Source organism: Spongiibacter sp. C9W, from assembly GCF_057370015.1.
The window spans coordinates 322,163-340,788 of sequence record NZ_CM170672.1; the positions used below are offsets into that span (position 1 = coordinate 322,163).

Below are 18,626 nucleotides of genomic sequence, written 5' to 3' on the forward strand. Positions count from 1 at the left end.
GGCGCTTTTTTTAACGGGGCTAAACGTCTGGACGGATCGAATTATTGATCCGCAGCGTAAAGACGACTAGCTGTTTCATTTCATTTACGCGTTTACTGGGGAATCCATGAAGGTTCTTGTTGCTGTCAAACGAGTTGTTGACTACAACGTCAAAGTGCGTCCGAAGTCGGACGGTACAGACGTTGATCTGAATAATGTCAAAATGGCGATCAATCCATTCTGTGAAATCGCTGTTGAAGAAGCGGTACGCCTGAAAGAGAAAGGTGTTGCTACTGAAATCATCGCTGTCTCAATCGGTCCTAAAGTGGCTCAAGAGCAGATCCGTACTGCGTTGGCCCTAGGCGCTGACCGCGGCATCCTGGTAGAAACGGAAGAAGACGTTCAGCCACTGGGTATCGCTAAAGTACTCAAAGCCGTTGTTGACAAAGAGCAGCCGCAACTCGTGATCATGGGTAAGCAGGCGATCGACGGCGACAACAACCAAACCGGCCAAATGCTGGCGGCATTGACCGGAATGGCTCAGGGTACTTTCGCATCAGAAGTTGCCGTTGACGGCGACAGCGTTGCAGTGACTCGCGAAATTGACGGCGGTCTGCAAACCGTTAAGCTGGCATTGCCCGCAGTCGTAACGACTGACCTGCGCTTGAACGAGCCTCGTTACGCGTCACTGCCTAACATCATGAAGGCGAAGAAGAAGCCTCTCGATACACTGACGCCAGACGAGCTGGGTATCGATGTTACACCACGTGTGAAAACCTTGAAGGTTGAGCCGCCTGCAGAGCGTCAAGCGGGTATCAAGGTTGCGGACGTTGCCGAACTGGTTGAGAAACTGAAGAACGAGGCGAAGGTAATCTAATGAGTATTCTAGTTATTGCAGAACACGATAACGCCTCTATCAATGGGGCAACCCTGAACACAGTCAGCGCAGCGAAAGCTATCGGTGGCGATATCGCCGTACTCGTTGCGGGTGAAGGCTGTGGTGCAGCGGCTGAAGCGGCGGCTAAAATCGACGGCGTTAGCAAGGTGCTGGTTGCAGACAACGCTGCCTACGGTCACCAGCTGGCTGAGAATGTGGCGCTGTTGGTCGCAGAACTGGGCAAAGACTACGGTTACATCTTGGCTCCTGCGACCACTAACGGTAAGAACACGCTTCCGCGTGCTGCCGCGTTGCTGGATGTTGCGCAAATTTCAGAGATCATTTCGGTAGAGAGCGCGGATACCTTCAAGCGCCCCATCTACGCCGGTAACGTTATCGCCACTGTTCAGTCTTCTGACGCGATCAAAGTCATCACTGTTCGTGCAACGGCGTTCGATGCTGCTGCCGCAGAGGGTGGTTCTGCTGCCGTAGAAGCGGTTGCTAGCGCACACGATGCAGGTAAGTCCAGCTTCGAGAAAGAAGAGCTGGCTAAGAGCGATCGTCCAGACCTGACTGCCGCAGACATCGTTGTCTCTGGTGGCCGCGGTATGCAAAATGGCGACAACTTCAGCATGCTGTACTCCCTGGCAGACAAGCTTGGTGCAGCAGTTGGTGCATCGCGCGCGGCTGTTGACGCGGGCTTCGTACCTAACGATATGCAAGTAGGTCAGACGGGTAAAATCGTCGCACCGGGGCTGTACATCGCTGTCGGCATTTCTGGTGCTATCCAGCATTTGGCTGGTATGAAGGACTCAAAAGTCATTGTTGCTATCAACAAAGACGAAGATGCTCCTATCTTCCAGGTTGCTGATTACGGTCTGGTTGCAGACCTGTTTGACGCCTTGCCTGAGCTGGAAAGCGCTATCTAATAGCCCTTCAGCTAGTGAGCACAAAAAACCCGGCTTAGGCCGGGTTTTTTGTGCTCGCAATATCGGGAATTTAGCGTAGTAAATAGAGTCAGATAAAGACAATTGGAGGTCGGGTACTCCGGCGTCTGTTCACGGTGGGAGACAGGTAATGAAAAAAATCGTATTTGGGCTTTGCTTGTATGCCGCAGCGATGGCGACTCAGGCCTTGGAACTGGCTAGCGAATCGTCGATGCTCAATGTGGTGAGCGTAAAAAACAATCGCGTTGCCGAGTTGTTTAGCTTTGATGCTGTTACCGGGCAGCTTAATACCACCACCGGCAAAGCGCTTATCAATATCGACCTGGCAAGCATTGACTCAGGGATTGATATTCGCGACAAGCGAATCAAAAAATACCTTTTTGATGTCGATAGCCAGCCATTGGCCACGTTCAACGCCACAATTGATACGGATGCCCTTGCTGCTATTGAGGTATCTTCGCCGCAAGCGATGACCGTTGAGGGCGAACTGATGCTGGGCGGCAAGCGTCAGGCATTGCGTTTTAATACGCTGGTAAGCCGGCTGGAAAATGGTGATATTCGTGTGGTAACCACGTCGCCGGCGTTTATCGATATCGCCGCTTTGGGCTTGGAGCAGGGCATAGACAAACTGCGACAACTTGCTGGGCTGAATTCCATTACGCTGGCGGTGCCCGTCACCTTTTCGGTGCTGTTTCAATAAAGCGCTTAGTCCCGGCGTAGCTCATCGCGAATAGCGATGGGCGTCGGGCAGTTGAGCACAACAATATACGATGACACAACAAAGCTCAGAATGGCTGTAGCTTGAATGAGATGAGACGCGCTACTGCCAATGACGCCTTGGTCAAAAGCCAGATAGGCGATCAACAGCGAGAATTCGCTGATCTGCCCCAAGCGAAGCCCCAGATCCCAGCATAGCCGCTTAGACGCTAATGTTCGCCGCAGAAGAACGCGAAAACTCAGTGGTTTTATCGTGAGTAGTATCGCGGCGAGAAGGAGGGCTGGGGCGGCTATTTCTGTGATCAGCGCCAGATTGAAGCGTGCCCCCAACGAAAAAAAAAACAATATTAAAAAGAAATCTCTTAACGGCTTAAGGCTAATCGCGATGTACTGGGATATTGGGCTGGTAGCGAGGCTTATGCCGGCGAGAAAGGCGCCCATTTCCGCAGACAGCCCCATCGCATGGGCCGCCTCGGCAAGCCCTAAGCACCAACCTATCGCCAGCAAAAAAATATATTCCTGAAAGCGGTCAAAGCGCTGAATAAGTGGCAGTAATAAGTAGCGTACAGCGACAAACGCCAGGGCGCAGAGCAGGGGGAGCGCGACAAGGGTTTTACCGAGGCTGATGGGCGATAATTCGCCTTGGCTAACGCTGGAAATTAACAGTAGTACGAGTATGGCGATCATGTCTTGCAGCAATAAAATCCCGACCATTAGCTCGCCGTTCTCGCGGTGGTGCAAAACGGTGGTTGGCAGTAATTTAATGCCGATAATCGTGCTGGAAAACATCATCGCGGCCCCGATTATCCACGCCTCGGCCTGAGTAAAGCCAAACGCCACGCCAACACTGTAACCGATGGCCAGGAATATTGTGGAGCTAATTAGCGCTATGCCCGTGGTTTTTCTAAGGCTGTGCAGCAGCGCCTGGGGCTGCATATCCAGACCGAGCAGAAAAAGCAAAAACACGATGCCAAACTCGGCAATCTCTGCCAATAAGCCTAAATCGGTAACCCAGCCGCCACCGTAGGGGCCAATGATTGCGCCCAGTGCAATATAGGCAATGAGTAGCGGCTGACGGCTGATTAAGGCGAGCGAGGCCAGCAAGGCGGCGCCGCTAAAAATAAGAAAAAATGAGAAGGTCAGGCTGGTTTCCACACGCGCTCCTGCTGCTCTACTTGCGCCGTATCACAATGATCCGGCACTACTCAGCATAGCGGAGGGAATGAGAGGCGTAAAAAAACCCGCATAGCGGGTTTAGTGTGCAATTACGCGTGGCGACGCCGGAACAGGGGGAGTGGCTGGTCCACACTGGACTGATAGCTTTCGCTGAAGTCGTTCAGGCTGGCCAGCGCGGCTTCCAGCTCGTCGCTGGGCAGGGCATAGCTGGAAAATCCGCAGCGCTTCATATAGAACAGCTGGTCGCGAATAAAATCACCGACGGCACGAATTTCGCCCTGATATTGGCGTTGCTCGCGTAGCTCGCGGGCATAGCTGAAGCCGCGGCCGTCCATAAACTTCGGAAAGTCTACCGCCACAAAGCTGAGTGCTGACAAGTCATCGTCGCTCAGTGATTTAGGTGACTCGTCACTGGCCAGATAAACGGCTATTTCGCCCAAGGCGAGCAGGGCGTCGCGCTGCTGCTGCCAGAGCGCCAGCGGAACGATAACATGGTCGGTGCTCGGTAAGGTCTCGGCGTCGCGCCAAACTTGCCAGTTGTCGTCAACAACCTGACCATTCTTAATAATCTTAGGCATATACACGCTCCTTAAACGGCGCCAGGCCTATGCGTTCGTAGGTATCGATAAAGCGCTCTTCGGGGTGGCGCTTTTCAAGGTAGCAGTTGAGTATTTTCTCAACGACGTCGGGAATTTCGTCTTGCGCAAAAGAAGGGCCAAGGATCTTACCCAGCGATGCATTCAGCCCCTGCTGACCGCCGAGCGACACTTGATAGAACTCCTGACCTTTTTTATCGACGCCGAGGATACCGATATTACCAATGTGGTGGTGGCCACAAGCATTCATACAGCCGGAGATATTCAGCTCTATGTCGCCCAGGTCGTAAAGGTAGTCCAGATCGTCGAAGCGGCGCTGAATGGCTTCTGCAATGGGGATCGACTTGGCGTTGGCCAGCGAGCAGAAATCACCGCCGGGGCAGCAGATGATATCGTTCATCGTGCCTACCGTCGGGCTGGCAAGCTCCAGGCTGACAAGTTTTTGCCATAGAGCAAAAAGCTGGCGCTGCTGAATATCAGGTAGTACCAGGTTCTGTTGATGGGTTGAGCGAATTTCACCAAAGCCAAACTCCTCGGCGAGGTCCGCGACCGCTTCAAACTGTTCTGCAGTGATATCGCCCGGTGCGACGCCGGTGGTTTTCAGCGACAGCGTAGCGATCGCGTAGCCACGTTGTTTGTGGGCGTGCACGTTGTGGTTGAGCCAGCGGGCGAAATCGACATTCTCGAGGGCGAGGGCCTGGAGATCTTCATTTTCCAGCGCCTCGTAATCCGGGCGAGTGAAAAATGACTGAGCGCGGGCAATTTCCTCGTCGGGAAGGTCTAAATTGCCATCTTTAATAAAGGCCCATTCTTCTTCCACTTTAGCTTTGAAGGCGTCTGCGCCCATGGCGCGAACCAAAATTTTAATACGCGCTTTGAATTTGTTGTCACGGCGGCCCAACTGGTTGTAAACCCGAACGATGGCCTCCAGATAGCTGAGCAGGTGGCGCGGTGGCAAGGCCTCGTGGATAACACTGCCGATAACCGGCGTACGGCCCAAACCGCCGCCTACTATTACTTTGAACGCGGTATTGCCGTTGTCGTCTTTGACGATCTGCAAGCCGATGTCGTGAACCAATACCGCCGCCCGGTCTTGCTCAGAGCCGCACACAGCGATTTTGAATTTACGGGGAAGGAAGGCAAATTCCGGGTGAAAAGTGGACCACTGACGAATGATTTCACACCACGGCCGGGCATCTTCAACTTCATCGGCGGCAACGCCAGAGAACTGGTCTGCGGTGACATTGCGAATGCAGTTACCACTGGTCTGGATGGAGTGCATTTCCACCTCAGCCAGATGCTCCAGAATATCGGGAACTTCTTCCAGTTTCGGCCAATTCAACTGAACATTTTGGCGGGTACTAATGTGTGCATAGCCCTTGTCGTACTCGCGGGTAATAAAGGCTAGCTTGCGCAGCTGCTGGCTGTTCAGCGTGCCATAGGGCACCGCAATGCGCAGCATGGGAGCAAGGCGCTGAACATACAGGCCATTTTGAAGGCGCAGCGGCAAAAACTGTTCCTCAGTGATTTTGCCAGCCAGATAGCGCTCGGTTTGATCCCGATACTGAGCGACGCGTTGGCTGATGATCTGCCGATCGTACTGGTCGTATGCGTACATATAACGTGTAATCTCTCGCGTTAAGTGTCATGCGGTCCCGGCGTGTGACGGCGGGGGGCTTAATTATAAATCGGAGCGAATGATAAATTTTAATCGGTTCTGCCACTAACGCTTTTTGCGGATAAGCCTTATGCGTTTGACCGATTACTTCACTCTCTATCTCAGCAAATAGCAGTCTTTTTCATAATCTTGCTATACTGGCGGCTTTTCCAAGCCGGTTCGCCGGGTGTTAACGTCATTATTCCATTGAGGTTGTCATGTCTGACCAAAACCAAGAAGCCCGTGAAGATAATTTTGCTGACGCCTGTGCGTCTGTAGCGATCCTGACGATTGTTATTGCAACCGTCGTATACTGGTTGTCAGGTATGCCTTCTTAAAGCCATCACCCGTCAGCAACAAAAAAAGGCTGCCAATTGGCAGCCTTTTTTTGTTTCGCTGTCCCGTCCTGAAATAGGTTTACACCCATGAGGCCTATTTGGAGAGCAGTACAAAACGGGGGCAAATCTCCGCACCTAGGTGAATAATCAGGCATAACTTCCTGAAACTGCTAGGCTTATCCCATGCAAAGGAGGTCTGGTATGCCTGAGGTCTATCAGCTTCACATCTTATTGCGCGAGATCAGTCCCGCAATCTGGCGCCGGGTATTGGTCCGCTCTGACAGTACCATCACGGATCTTCACTATACCATCCAGATTCTGATGGGGTGGTCTGACTACCATCTCAACAAGTTTACAATTCACGCGAAGAGCTATGGCGTCTACCACAGGGGCGGCCTGTGCTTTCCGGACGACCCCGACGAAATTCTCCTTTCTGACTTTGAATTTCGCCACAAAGAGCGGTTCCTCTACGAATATGATTTCAACGTCGACTGGATGATCGATATTCGGCTGGAAGAGAGGAGGGCACTGGACCCCAGCCAAATCTACCCAGTCTGCATTTCCGGTAGCAGGGCAGGGCCCCCGGAAGAATGTGGCGGTCCCATTGCTTTTATGGCCTGGGAAGACGAGTTTCATCCATCTCTTGTTGTTTCCCGTCTCCAGGATCTATGCGAAGACCAGGTCGATGAAATGGAGCTCTACCTCCATGAGATCGATCACGCCAAGTGGTGGCTCGGGAAAGAGGAATTCGACCGCAGGGAGATCAACCGGCGTTTAGACATATACAGTAAACGGGACGAAGAATGGTACGGGGCGGTATTCGAGTAGAAGGAGTCTGCTATGAAAGCCAAGGTCCAGGTCGTCATTGAGTCCGAACACGGGCAGCTCATCGTTCACGATGTCGCGACCATAACAAGAACAACATTTTCTACCGGCACACTGGGTTTATCTCTGTCCGAAGGCAAGAACCTGCTGCAACACCTTCAGGCCAGCATCGTCAATCAACAGGTGTCAGAGTGGCTACGGGATACCAGGGATTGCCCAATCTGCGGATCCCCGCGATCCTTGAAGGGACACCACTCCCTGGTCTGCCAAACCGTATTCGGGAAAGTGCAGCTCGATAGCCCACGGCTACGACATTGCCCCTGTGAAAAGGCCGACCATCGCAGTTTCAGCCCGCTCTCGAAGCGGTTATCAGAGCGAACGACACCGGAACTTGCCTATCTGGAGGCAAAGTGGGCTTCGTTGATGTCCTATGGGCTCACGGTAGATATCCTGTCAGAGGTCCTTCCATTGGAGGGCCAGATTAATACCACGTCAATCCGCAGACAGGTAGAACGGGTCGCTGATCGGGTTGAGCAGGCGATGGGACCGGAGAAGGGTATCTACCTGGAAGGCATGGAGCGGGACTGGGGCAAATTACCTCGCCCGGAGGAACCCATTACCGTTGGCATAGATGGTGGCTTCGTCCGTGGTCGGGACGGAAAATCGCGAGGGGAGGGACACTTTGAGGTTATCGCCGGCAAGAGCATCGCTGAGAATGATTCTAAATGCTTTGCCTATGTCACTCGTTACGACGAGAAGCCCAAACGACGACTGTACGAGGTGCTGAAATCTCAAGGCATGCAGATGAATCAGCAGGTCACATTTCTCTCCGACGGAGCAGAGAATGTCCGCACCCTGCAATACGACCTGAATCCACACGCGGAGTATATCTTGGATTGGTTTCACATAACGATGAGACTCACTGTAATGCGCCAGATGGCGAAAGGGCTACCGGGTGAGGAGGATCCGAAAGCGACTGAGAAAGCCCTGGACCACCTCAAGCGCATCAAGTGGTATCTATGGCACGGTAATGTGTATCGAGCGTTGCAGGCTGTCGAGGACCTGACCTGGCATTTGGATTGCCTGGAGCCCGGCGAGGCACAGGCCAAGTTATTCAAGACAGTGGAAGACTTCGAGCGATATATCCATTCGAACCAGACAAATATCACAAACTATGGCTATCGGTACCGGAATGGTGAGAGAATTTCCACGGGGTTCGTGGAGTCAACCATCAACCAGGTCGTAAGCAAGCGATTCGTGAAGAAGCAGCAAATGCGCTGGACAGAGCGAGGCGCCCACCTGTTGCTTCAAGTCCGGACGAAGGTCCTGAATGACCAATTGAGAGACACATTTGAGGGCTGGTACCCCGAAATGAAGGAGGCAGCTTAGCGATTTGCCCCCGGTTTGTCCTGCTCTCCCGAAAAAGAGCACAAGACCACGATTCAGTCGATGCAAACTGAGCAACGGGTGCTACTCAAGCAGCATGCCGAGGAGCGATCGCGGGTAGCGGAGGAGCACGGTACTGCAATTGCAGCTCAGCGTAAGGAACTAGCGCAGGAGGCTGAGCAAACTGAAAACCGATTGATGGTGCTCCTTGACCAGGAGCGACTCGAAGCAAAGGCCAATGCGAAGAAGCTCACGGCTGATCTCGAGAAAATGTCCCATAAATCCCAGACTGCCCGGGAGGCCGTTGTGGCCCTCGAGACGAAGGTCAATGAGCTAACGCGCCAAAAGGATAAGCTCGAAAGTGATATTGCGACGCATCTTGAGGCAAATGCTGAGCTCCAGGAAAGCCTGGATGATCAGAAATCCCTAACAGTGTCTGTTGAGCGAGAATTCAGCGCCTATAAAGAAGAGCACAAACTGGGAGGAGAGCTTGGAGCTCTCCAAGACGCCGTGATAGTGCTGCAGAACCAGCTGCGTGAAAAGGCTGATACGAAAAAGAAGTGAGCACAACACTCCTCATGCTGTAGTCATTGTTCAGAATGAGCCCGGCAAGTCGGAAATATCCGTATTGTTAAGTATTCAGTCCCTCCGGAAAAGTCATCGCGCGGCTTGCCGTTACTATCAAAGCTACCATTCGTTACTGGCCATAAACCGGCTGAAAAAGTCGTCGATCATGAGTGATCTAGCGTATCTTCAAGAGTACCTGGTTTATCTGACCATACCCGCAGTGAGCGGGCTGGTCGGCTATGGCACCAATTGGCTGGCGGTCAAGATGATGATGGGTCCTGTGGAATTCGTCGGCATTGGTCCGCTGGGGTGGCAGGGAGTGATACCAGCCAATGCGCCGAAGATGGCGCGCATCACGGTGGAGCACAGCGTCAAACGTGTTCTCACCCAGGAAGAACTTATCGACCGCATCGATCCCGATCAGTTGATCGAGGCGATCAGTCACCGGCTCGACCCCTTTGTGGAAGAGGTGGTAGACGAGGTGATGGGCCAGGCCACTTCTCCCCAGCTTTCGGTGAGCAATTTCATCTGGAGCGCCGCGCCCGGTGCCATCAAGAAGCGGGTGTACACCGAAGTGCGGAAGAAACTCCCCGCTGCGCTGGAAAATCTGATCGAAGATCTCAAGCCGAATCTCGGTGAACTGGTGGACCTCAACGAGGTGATCGTAGAGCGGCTCAGCAGTGACAAGCTTATGCTGACCCGGGTGTTCCGGGAAGCGGCCGCGCAGGAGTTCAAATTTATCCAGCGCAGCGGCCTGTACTTCGGTATTCCGCTGGGCATCCCGGTGATGTTTATCTGGTACTTCTACCAGCAGTGGTGGCTGCTGCCGGCTTTCGGGCTGTTGGTGGGCTATATCACCAATGCGCTGGCCATCTACCTCATCCAGAAGCCGCTGCAACCGGTGCAGGTGGGGCCATTCAAAGTCCAGGGCTTGTTTATCAAGCGACAGAAAGAGGTGTCGCGCTACTACGGCCGGGTCATGGCTTCCGAACTGGTCACCGCCGAGATCGTGGTTGGCGAGATGCTCAAGATTGAGGAGTCGGTCGATCGCCTGCGGGCGATGATCCACCGGGAGGTCAATCATGCCATTGAGGATGCGCAGGGGGTGCTCAAGCCGCTGGCGGTGGTCAGTATCGGTCCTTCCGAATACGCCAGGATCAGCTGTATCGTCAGCGACCGGGCTTTCGAGGAGGTTATCCGGCCTGATGCGCGCTCATTTGCTTATATTGACGAGGCGCTGGATGTGGAAAACACCATTGCCGAGCGCCTGGGCAGCCTGCCACCAGAGGAATTTTACGAATTACTGCATCCCGTCGTCGCCGAGGATGAATGGAAACTGATTGCCGTTGGTGCGGCCCTGGGGATGGGCGCGGGCTACTGGCAATGGGCATTACTTACCTGAATATCTAGGAGTGAATATGGGGCCTTTAGCGGGCACGAAAGTCGTTGAAATCGCCGGAATCGGTCCCTGCCCGATCGCGGGCATGATGCTGGCCGATCTTGGCGCCGAGGTGATCCTGGTGGAACGCAAGGTTGCCAGTGAGAACGCCGCCGCGGTAGGCGGTGCTACTGACTTCGCCTATTTCCGTCGGGGCAAGCAGTCCATCGCCCTGGACCTGAAAGATCCGGAAGCAATCGAGGTGGTCCTGCAACTGGTGGAGCAGGCGGAGGTCCTGATTGAGGGCTTCCGCCCCGGGGTCATGGAGCGCCTGGGCCTGGGTCCCGAGGCCTGCCTGGCGCGCAAGCCTTCCCTAGTTTACGGCCGAATGACCGGCTGGGGGCAGAGCGGCCCTCTGTCCCATTCCGCGGGACACGATATCAACTATCTCTCCATCACCGGGATTCTGCATTATGGCGGGATTCCCGGCGATGCACCGTACCCCACACCCACGGTGCTGGGTGATATCGGTTCCGGTTCCAATATGCTGGTGCTGGGCATTCTCTCGGCGTTGCTGCATGTGCAACGCGGCGGGGAGGGGCAGGTTATCGATGCCGCGATCTGCGACGGCGCCATCTACAACCAGGCCCTGCTGGCCAGTGTGCGCGAGGAGGGTGCAATCAGCGAGAACCCCGGCGAGACCTTCTTCGGCGCCGCCAGCCCCTGGTGCAACACCTATCCCTGTGCCGATGGCCGCTACGTCACGGTACAGGCCCTGGAGCCGAACTTTTACCGCGAGCTGATCACCCTGTGCGGCTTTGCCGACGATCCGGATTTCGCCCGCCAGCACGACAAGAATGCCTGGCCTGCTGCCCGCGCGAAAATGGCAGCGCTGTTCGCCAATCAGCCGCAGTCTCACTGGAGTGAGCTGCTCTCGGGCACCGACGCCTGTTTCGCCCCGGTGCTGACCCTGCCTGAAGCGGCGGAGAACGCGCATATCAAGGCGCGGGAGTGCTTCGTCGAAGGCAGCGCTGGCCTGCAGCCGGCACCGGCGCCCCGGTTCAGTGTCACCCAACAGGAAGTGGGGCAGATTCCAAAGCCTGGTGAACACGGTGAAGCGATCATGCAGGCACTTGCAAAGGAATAGGCCAGATAATGCGCAAACCCATACCGCCAATGGACCTGATGTTCTTCCTGCTGGAGTCCCCCCAGAGTCCCAAGCATGTGGCTGCTGTGCAGGTCTTCAAAAAGCCGAAGAATGCCCCCGATACCTATCTACGTGACCTGGTGGCCGCCTTTAAGGCCGCCCCTGTGGTAGCGCCATTCAATTACTATCCGCATTTTCCCCGCATGGGAATGCCCGAGTGGCGAGTGCAGGAAGACATGGATATGGACTACCACGTGAGGCACTCCGCGGTACCGGGGCCCGGCTCTGACGAGCAGTTGATGGAAGTGATCCAGCGCCTGCACGCGGGCATGTTGGACCGGCGCCGGCCCGGCTGGATATGCCAGGTTATTGAGGGTCTCGAAAATGATCGCTTCGCGGTCTACAGCAAGATCCATCACGCCTACATCGACGGTATGACTGGCGTGAAGCGGATGTACGGCGCCCTGTCGACGTCCTCCCGGACCAGAAAAATCGTTCCGCCCTGGTCCTATGAACTGGAGCGGCCGTCCTCAGCCGGGAAACGCAGGGACAGCGACCCGCTCAAACCAATTCTCAAGCGGCTCCGCGGCCTGGGGGAGGTGACCGGCCTGCTCAGCGACATGGGGCTACAGTGGCTCAATGTGCGCGAAGGTAAGGCGCAGATTCCCTATTCGGCCACGCCGACACTGCTGAACAAGCCCCTGGAGTGGGAGACCCGTTCCACCGCGGTGTGTACGCTGCCCTTGGACCGGGTGAAGGCCATTGGCAAGGAGCGCGGCTGTACGGTCAACGAGGTGGTGCTGGCGATAATCGATGCGGCCTTGCACGATTACCTGCAGCGGCTCGGTGAGAGCACGGGCGATCCGCTGATAGCCCTCTGTCCCATGATCGCCGTCACGGATCGCTACGATATCGCCAGTATCGGAGGTATAGATGAATTCAGTGCGCGGCCCCTTTTCATCCTTGCCGAGGAAGTAGGGCAGGAAATTGTAGCCGTCCAGATGCACTTTGTAGGACTTGCCGCCAACTCGTTTGCCCTTCTTCAGTTCCGCGATGATGTTGTCATTGCCCGCCGCCGCCATAAGGGTCGGCATCCAGTCCATCATGGCGATGATTTCGTTAGAAACCTGGCCCGCCGCGATCCTGGCTGGCCAGCGCATCATCATCGGCACCCGGTAGCCGCCTTCCCAACTGCTGTTCTTTTCGCCTCGGTATGGGGTGTAGCCGCCGTCCGGCCACAAGGCCAGTTCGGCGCCGTTATCGGTGGAATACATAACGATGGTGTTGTCGGCGATACCCAGCTCGTCCAGCTTGTCGAGCAACTGGCCGACATGACCGTCATGCTCCACCAGTCCGTCGGCGTAAAGGCCCTGTCCCGTCACGCCTTGTGATTCAGGCTTGAGCCGGGTCCACACGTGCATGCGAGTGGCGTTAAACCAGACAAAAAAGGGCTTGCCTGCCCTGTGGGTCTTGTCCATGAATTTCAGGGCCGCACCCAGGAATTCCTCGTCCACGGTCTCCATTCGCTTTTTGGTCAAGGGACCGGTGTCTTCGATTTTTCCATCCGAGTAACTGTGGATCACGCCCCGCGGTCCAAACATCTGCTTGAATGCAGGGTCCTTGGGGTAGTTCGGGTGCTCAGGCTCTTCTTCTGCGTTGAGGTGGTAAAGGTTGCCGAAGAATTCGTCGAAGCCGTGATTGGTGGGCAGGTGTTCGTCGCGATCACCCAGATGATTTTTGCCGAACTGGCCGGTGGCGTAACCCAGGGACTTGAGCAGGGTGGCAATGGTCGGGTCCTTGTCGGACATGCCTTCCTTCGCTCCGGGCAGGCCCACCTTGGTCAGGCCGGTGCGCAGCGGGTGCTGCCCGGTGATGAATCCCGCGCGGCCGGCGGTGCAGCTCTGGTCACCATAGGAGTCGGTGAAAATGATCCCATCGGCCGCGATCTTGTCAATATTGGGCGTCTTATACCCCATACGCCCCATGTTGTAGGCACTGATGTTGTAGGGCCCGATATCATCACCCCAGATGATGAGGATATTGGGTTTATCGGCGGCCCGGGCCTCCGTAGCAATAGACATGTTGAGACATACCACTGCCAGTAAAATGCGTGTCAGCTTATTCATCGAGCACCTCCCGTATCTAACAGGGGGCTACGATAGCGTATAAGGCTTCGGGGGATGCCTGGAAAAACCGAAAGGGCAGCTTTATTGTTCGTTCGGGCTAGTTGGGGTATTCAGGGTCAGGTTGTTAGCCCATTTGTTTAGCTACGGCTCCACACCCTTTTCTCGGCGGTAGTCACGGGGTGACTTTCCTGTCCAGCGCCGAAACGCCCTGGTGAAGCTGCTGGTATCGTTAAACCCCAGCATGAAACTCATCTCGGTGATGCTTATGCGGGACTGTTCCATGTAGTCCAGTGCAAGGGACTTTCGCACCTGGTTCAGTAGGTCCTGGAAGCTCGTTTCCTTTGCCGCCAGTTTCTGCTGCAGGGCGCTGGGGCTCATGGCCAGTTCGCTGGCAACATGCTGCTTCGTACAATTCTCCGAAGGGAGTTTCCGCAGGATGATCCGCTTGACCCGGTTGACGATATCCTCCGCGTCGAGCGCGGCGATGTAGTTTTGCAGGATCTTGTCGTGTTCGCTGGCGATTTCCCGGTTGCCACCCAGCAGGGGGAGGTCGACGATGGCAGAGTCCAGGCAGATTGTACAGTCTGGGGCATCGAAAGTTACCGGCACGTGAAAACTTCTGGTGTACAAGTCCACGTAGCCCTCAGGCAGGGGGCGCGTCAGTCGTACTGATAGGGGCTTGAAATCGGGCCGATAAATCATGCGGAAGACCCGAATGATGAAGGCGTTCCAGGCGTCGATGGTTTCAAAGGCGACGCCGTCTGCAACTACCTCCAGAACCAGGCAGAAGCGGCCTTCGCTCTCCTCGATGCGATAGGAACCCTGGTTGCTGGCAATACGGAAATAGTAGACCAGCCGTTCACAGGCGTCCCGCAGGGTGGCGCTGGCCAGCAGGGCATAGCCCAGGGCGTGGACATTGGAGGGGTGGAGAAAGCGCGCGGCGACCAAGCCGAAAGCGGGGTTGCCGGTAGATTTGACCGCTTCCCGGAACAGCGTGGCCATCTGGACGGTGGTATAGCGATCCAGTGGATCCTGGCTGGGGGCGTCACTCAACCCGGCGGCCTTAAATACAGCGGCCGCATCGTGGCCATTCGCTTCCAGTGCCATGTGGATGGCCATGGTGTAGGAGGCGATAGTCGTAGCGGATGTGGAATCACTCATCCTGCGGTTGTTCCCTCGTTATCGTTATGCCCTCAACGGGATAGCGCTAGCATAACAATTTGATTACGTAGGCAAAAGTGCTGCTTTTAGGGCCTCCATTTGAATCTGCAGGCGAGGCCCCTGTGGGTATAACCCCGACAGTTTTGCCGGGTTATTTGTCGCTAGGGCCAAGTCTGGTACCCGGGATGGGTCTAGCCTGTGTCACAAATAACACATCAACCTAACAGGGAGAGGTCCCAGTGAGCATCCCCACCCAGCAACACATCATCAACGGCGAGTTCGTTCCGCCATCATCCGGCCAGTATATCGACCTGATCGATCCCGTATCCGGCCAGGTTGCCGGCAAGGCCGCGGCGGGTAACGCCGCCGATGTCGACGCGGCTGTCGCGGCGGCAGCAGAAGCGTTCAAGACCTGGAAAAACACCCCGACCAGCGAACGTGCAGGTATCATCGCCCGGATGGCGCTAGTGCTGGGTGCCAACCTGGAGGAATTGCTGACGCTGGAGGCGGCCTGTACCGGCCTCGGCGTCACTCGTCTGAAGGGCTTCGATATTCCTGCGGTCATGCAGTTTATCCAGATCTTCGCCGAGGGGCTGGAAAGCTACCCCTTTGTCGAGTATCCCCCGGTGCGGCTCGCACCCGAGGCGCACGATGTCCGGGTGGTGAAGCAGCCCCTGGGCGTCTGTGGCCTGATCACTGCCTGGAACGGCCCCCTGTTCCTGGCTTTCCTCAAGATGCTGCCGGCGATTGCCGCGGGCAACACCGTGGTCATCAAGCCCGCCGAGACCGCCTCGCTGGCGGTGGTGCGGGCGATGGAACTGATGCAGGACCTGCTGCCCCCCGGGGTGGTCAACGTGGTTACCGGCTACGGCCAGGACGTGGGCGCAGCCCTGTCCTCCCACCCGGGTGTCGCCAAGATTTCCTTCACCGGCTCTGGTCGTACGGGCACCATGATCCAGAAGGCGGCGGCCGAAACCATGAAACGGGTGACCCTGGAACTGGGCGGCAAGGGGCCGGGTATTGTGTTGCCAGATGCCCCCATCGAACTGACCGCCAGGGGCGCCACTTTCGGCTTCCTGCTGGGTTCGGGACAAATCTGTATCTCGGGCACCCGCCTGTTCGTTCACGAGTCCATTCACGACGAACTGGTGGCGCGCATGGTCGAGCTGGTCGGCAATTTGAAGGCCGGCAGCCAGTTTGCCCCTGAAACTACACTGGGCCCCATGGCCTACCGCGAGCACTACGAACGGGTGCTGGGCTATGTGGAGTCCGGCAAGGCAGAAGGTGCGACCCTCGCCTGTGGCGGCGGGCCGCTGCAGGTTGACGAGTACTCCGACGCGATGTTTGTGCAGCCCACCATCTTCACCGATGTTACCCCGGACATGAAGATCTACAACGAGGAGATTTTCGGCCCGGTACTGTCGGTGATCAAGTACAGCGATGTCGAGGACGCCATCGCCCTGGCCAACGACAGCTGCTACGGCCTGTCCGCGGGTGTGTGGACCGGCGACCCCATCGGCGCCCAGGCAGTCGCCCAGCGGCTGGAGGCGGGCACCGTGTGGGTCAACGACTGGCACGCGATCACCGGCGACATGTCCTTCGGCGGCCACAAGCAGAGTGGTTACGGGCGCGAGATCAATATCGCGTCCCTGGAAGGCTACCTGGAAACCAAGAACTACATGACAAGCTTCGAGACCGACCCGAATGCCAAGGCCTTCTTCGGCCTGGTTCACCAGGTCGTCTGAGCCCGGCTGTCATTAACGCTATAGAGGAATAAAAAGATGTCCAGCACTGGCGCATTTCAATACTGGCAGCGGACCATGGTTCACGCGGGCCCCGGCACTGTCATCCGCCTGCCCGGCCTGTTCAGCGGCCTGGGAAGCAAGAAAGTTCTCCTGGTCAGCGACAAGGGCCTGAAAGATGTGGGGATTGTCGACAAGGTAGCAGCCCTGTTTGACGAGCAGCGTGGCCCCGGCGGCGTTCGCCTGGCGGGTGTATTTACCGACACCGCCCCGGACGCGGAGTCCGGCTGTATCGACGACTGTCTGGCGATGGCACGGGCAACTGGCGCCGACGGCCTGCTGGCCGTGGGTGGCGGCAGCGTGCTCGACTCGGTGAAACTGGTCAAGCTCGCCATGTACAACGGGGTGGACAGCGTGGACCAGTTGCTGAAGTCCCCGGTGAAAATGATGAACTGGCCGGAAGTGGAATATATGGGCGTGCCCCATATCTCAGTTCCCACAACTGCTGGTACCGGTGCGGAAGTGACCAATGGCGCGGTGATTTACAACAAGGAACTGGGCATCAAGCACCTGATCGTCAGCAACTACCTGGAGTCGGATATCGCTGTACTGGATGCGCACATGACCACCGGCCTGCCGCCCATGTTGACGGCCGCCACCGGTATGGATGCCCTGACCCACGCAGTTGAAACCATGGGCCATCTCAACACGAACCATTTCACCCTGGCCCACGCCGAGACCAGCGCAAAAGTCATCCTCGAAAACCTGCCGAAGGTGGTCGCCGATGGCTCGGATGTCCTCGCTCGCCAGGCCATGCTCAACGCCAGCGCCATGGCCTGTAACTCGGTGGTGAATGATCTGGGTGCGTCGCCAATACACAATTTCGCTCACGCTCTGGGCGCTGTCTGCCATATTCACCACGGTGAGGCCAACGGCGTACTGCTACCCGTGGTAATGGAAGAATTCCCCGATTTCTATGTGCCGGTGGCGGACCGCCTGAAAGGGGTGTTCGGAGTAGAAGGCGAGGGCAGGGATGCTGTCCTCGCCTGTGCCGCCGCTATTCGCGAGCTGTTGGTGCAGATGGGGCACCCGCTGGACTTTGCCCGTCATGATATTCCCGCATCGAAAATGTCCGAGATCGTTGCGGCCATCGCCGGCGACCCGCTCGCGGCGTTCCTGCCAATCCCGATGGAAATCATTGAGTCCGTGTGCCGCCGCGTCTGTAACTGGTCATAAGGAGAGCTCACCATGAAAATAAATTTCAGCACTATCAGTGAGCGCCTTGCGGGAGGTTGTTGTAGGGCGTACGTTCCCCGGTCTGGACCAGCTTGTCGGCCGACCCGGGCGGCGCGTTATAGCTGCCATCGGGCAGGCGGGTGAAGACGATATCGTTGGGTGGTCGGCGCACATTGACCACATTGGCGTTGAGCTGATTCACCGCCCAGTGGGTAACCAGCACGGTGGCCAGGCGTTCACGCAAACCGGTGCTGCCGGTATTCAGGGTACGCAAGGTGTAAAGCCCGGCAATCATCGCCGAGGCATTCACCGCGGAGTCCCGCCCCATGCCGGCCAGGCCATCACTGCCCTGCTTGGCCGAGATGGAGAAGCTGTGCTTCCAACCACCGCCCAGGTTGGCGCGCTCATAGGCCAGCAGGGCGGGTAGTTGCACAAAGATCGACGGGGTCACGCCATCGACAACCGTGTTGCTGGAGTCGTAGTAGCGTTGGAATGAGAGGCTGTAGGGGAAGTCGCCCACGCCGGTCACCAGGTCCGGTGGCGGACTCAGGGTCAGGTCACCGTTTTGCAGATTGACCCCGTAATACTTCTTGTCCTTGACGGAGTTTTCCTGGAGCTCGACCGATTCCAAAACTGGGAGTGACGGGCACTGGCTGGCAATGTCTAGCAACGGCAGGCATTTCGGCTGAGGGTAAAAGAACTTTCCGCTAAGCGATAGACTGTATGTAAACACAGTATTGCAAGGACGCGGAACATGCCTCATGTGGCGGC

Annotated in this window: 16 protein-coding genes and 1 pseudogene; 11 read left to right on the forward strand and 6 right to left on the reverse strand. The window is 56.4% G+C overall.

The features are described from left to right. The first annotated feature begins 106 nt into the window (after window positions 1–106). The 3 genes from AC2Q8J_RS01550 (at window position 107) to AC2Q8J_RS01560 (ending at window position 2,503) form a co-directional block, all read left to right on the forward strand. Window positions 107–856: an electron transfer flavoprotein subunit beta/FixA family protein gene (locus AC2Q8J_RS01550; protein ID WP_204996501.1), complete on the forward strand. Its 750-nt coding sequence runs from the start codon at window positions 107–109 to the stop codon at window positions 854–856. Beyond that, entirely contained in the window at window positions 856–1,785 is a 930-nt protein-coding gene (locus AC2Q8J_RS01555; protein WP_204996502.1) for an electron transfer flavoprotein subunit alpha/FixB family protein, read from the forward strand. The genes AC2Q8J_RS01550 and AC2Q8J_RS01555 overlap by 1 nt, the downstream gene beginning before the upstream one ends. 148 nt (window positions 1,786–1,933) lie before the next feature. Further along, complete coding sequence (locus AC2Q8J_RS01560) at window positions 1,934–2,503, forward strand: YceI family protein (RefSeq protein ID WP_286695079.1); 570 nt, start codon at window positions 1,934–1,936, stop codon at window positions 2,501–2,503. Between the two features lie 5 nt (window positions 2,504–2,508). Here the strand turns inward: AC2Q8J_RS01560 and AC2Q8J_RS01565 are convergent, their stop codons facing one another. The 3 genes from AC2Q8J_RS01565 to AC2Q8J_RS01575 form a co-directional block, all read right to left on the reverse strand. Beyond that, window positions 2,509–3,675 carry a cation:proton antiporter gene (locus tag AC2Q8J_RS01565; RefSeq protein WP_286838002.1) on the reverse strand — a complete coding sequence of 389 codons (1,167 nt, stop codon included), beginning with the start codon at window positions 3,673–3,675 and terminating at the stop codon, window positions 2,509–2,511. Window positions 3,676–3,785: 110 nt separating this feature from the next. After that, on the reverse strand, window positions 3,786–4,274 hold the full coding sequence (locus tag AC2Q8J_RS01570; RefSeq protein ID WP_486451970.1) for a DUF934 domain-containing protein: 489 nt from the start codon (window positions 4,272–4,274) through the stop codon (window positions 3,786–3,788). Beyond that, window positions 4,267–5,910 (reverse strand): nitrite/sulfite reductase, encoded by a 1,644-nt coding sequence (locus tag AC2Q8J_RS01575; protein WP_286695076.1) that lies wholly within the window; start codon window positions 5,908–5,910, stop codon window positions 4,267–4,269. The genes AC2Q8J_RS01570 and AC2Q8J_RS01575 overlap by 8 nt, the downstream gene beginning before the upstream one ends. A 560-nt stretch (window positions 5,911–6,470) precedes the next feature. Between AC2Q8J_RS01575 and AC2Q8J_RS01580 the strand changes: the two genes are divergently transcribed. From AC2Q8J_RS01580 to AC2Q8J_RS01605, 6 genes and pseudogenes are all read left to right on the forward strand, one after another. Beyond that, window positions 6,471–7,115: a plasmid pRiA4b ORF-3 family protein gene (locus AC2Q8J_RS01580; protein ID WP_286838006.1), complete on the forward strand. Its 645-nt coding sequence runs from the start codon at window positions 6,471–6,473 to the stop codon at window positions 7,113–7,115. Window positions 7,116–7,127: 12 nt separating this feature from the next. Then, on the forward strand, window positions 7,128–8,501 hold the full coding sequence (locus tag AC2Q8J_RS01585; protein ID WP_286838008.1) for an ISKra4 family transposase: 1,374 nt from the start codon (window positions 7,128–7,130) through the stop codon (window positions 8,499–8,501). Between the two features lie 60 nt (window positions 8,502–8,561). Then, entirely contained in the window at window positions 8,562–9,062 is a 501-nt protein-coding gene (locus tag AC2Q8J_RS01590; RefSeq protein ID WP_286838010.1) for a hypothetical protein, read from the forward strand. A gap of 169 nt (window positions 9,063–9,231) precedes the next feature. Further along, entirely contained in the window at window positions 9,232–10,467 is a 1,236-nt protein-coding gene (locus AC2Q8J_RS01595; protein ID WP_286838012.1) for a DUF445 domain-containing protein, read from the forward strand. Window positions 10,468–10,483: 16 nt separating this feature from the next. After that, entirely contained in the window at window positions 10,484–11,590 is a 1,107-nt protein-coding gene (locus AC2Q8J_RS01600) for a CaiB/BaiF CoA transferase family protein (RefSeq protein ID WP_286838014.1), read from the forward strand. A 38-nt stretch (window positions 11,591–11,628) separates the two neighbouring features. Next, window positions 11,629–12,330 (forward strand): annotated as a pseudogene (locus tag AC2Q8J_RS01605) (wax ester/triacylglycerol synthase domain-containing protein); the annotation flags it as partial. On the opposite strand, the gene AC2Q8J_RS01610 reads toward AC2Q8J_RS01605, so the two are convergent. Both AC2Q8J_RS01610 and AC2Q8J_RS01615 read right to left on the reverse strand, forming a co-directional pair. Continuing rightward, on the reverse strand, window positions 12,217–13,716 hold the full coding sequence (locus AC2Q8J_RS01610) for an arylsulfatase (protein ID WP_286838016.1): 1,500 nt from the start codon (window positions 13,714–13,716) through the stop codon (window positions 12,217–12,219). The pseudogene AC2Q8J_RS01605 and the gene AC2Q8J_RS01610 sit on opposite strands and share 114 nt — an antisense overlap. A gap of 141 nt (window positions 13,717–13,857) precedes the next feature. After that, window positions 13,858–14,877, reverse strand: coding sequence for an AraC family transcriptional regulator ligand-binding domain-containing protein (locus tag AC2Q8J_RS01615; RefSeq protein WP_287434128.1), 1,020 nt, complete (start codon window positions 14,875–14,877; stop codon window positions 13,858–13,860). A 239-nt stretch (window positions 14,878–15,116) separates the two neighbouring features. On the opposite strand from AC2Q8J_RS01615, the gene AC2Q8J_RS01620 reads away from it, so the two are divergent. Next, window positions 15,117–16,622 carry an aldehyde dehydrogenase family protein gene (locus tag AC2Q8J_RS01620; RefSeq protein ID WP_190767020.1) on the forward strand — a complete coding sequence of 502 codons (1,506 nt, stop codon included), beginning with the start codon at window positions 15,117–15,119 and terminating at the stop codon, window positions 16,620–16,622. 36 nt (window positions 16,623–16,658) lie between these two features. Next, entirely contained in the window at window positions 16,659–17,855 is a 1,197-nt protein-coding gene (locus AC2Q8J_RS01625) for an iron-containing alcohol dehydrogenase (RefSeq protein WP_008250929.1), read from the forward strand. A gap of 34 nt (window positions 17,856–17,889) precedes the next feature. Here AC2Q8J_RS01625 and AC2Q8J_RS01630 read toward each other — a convergent pair whose 3' ends face one another. Then, window positions 17,890–18,588, reverse strand: coding sequence for a hypothetical protein (locus AC2Q8J_RS01630; RefSeq protein WP_486451971.1), 699 nt, complete (start codon window positions 18,586–18,588; stop codon window positions 17,890–17,892). Window positions 18,589–18,626 lie beyond the last annotated feature (38 nt).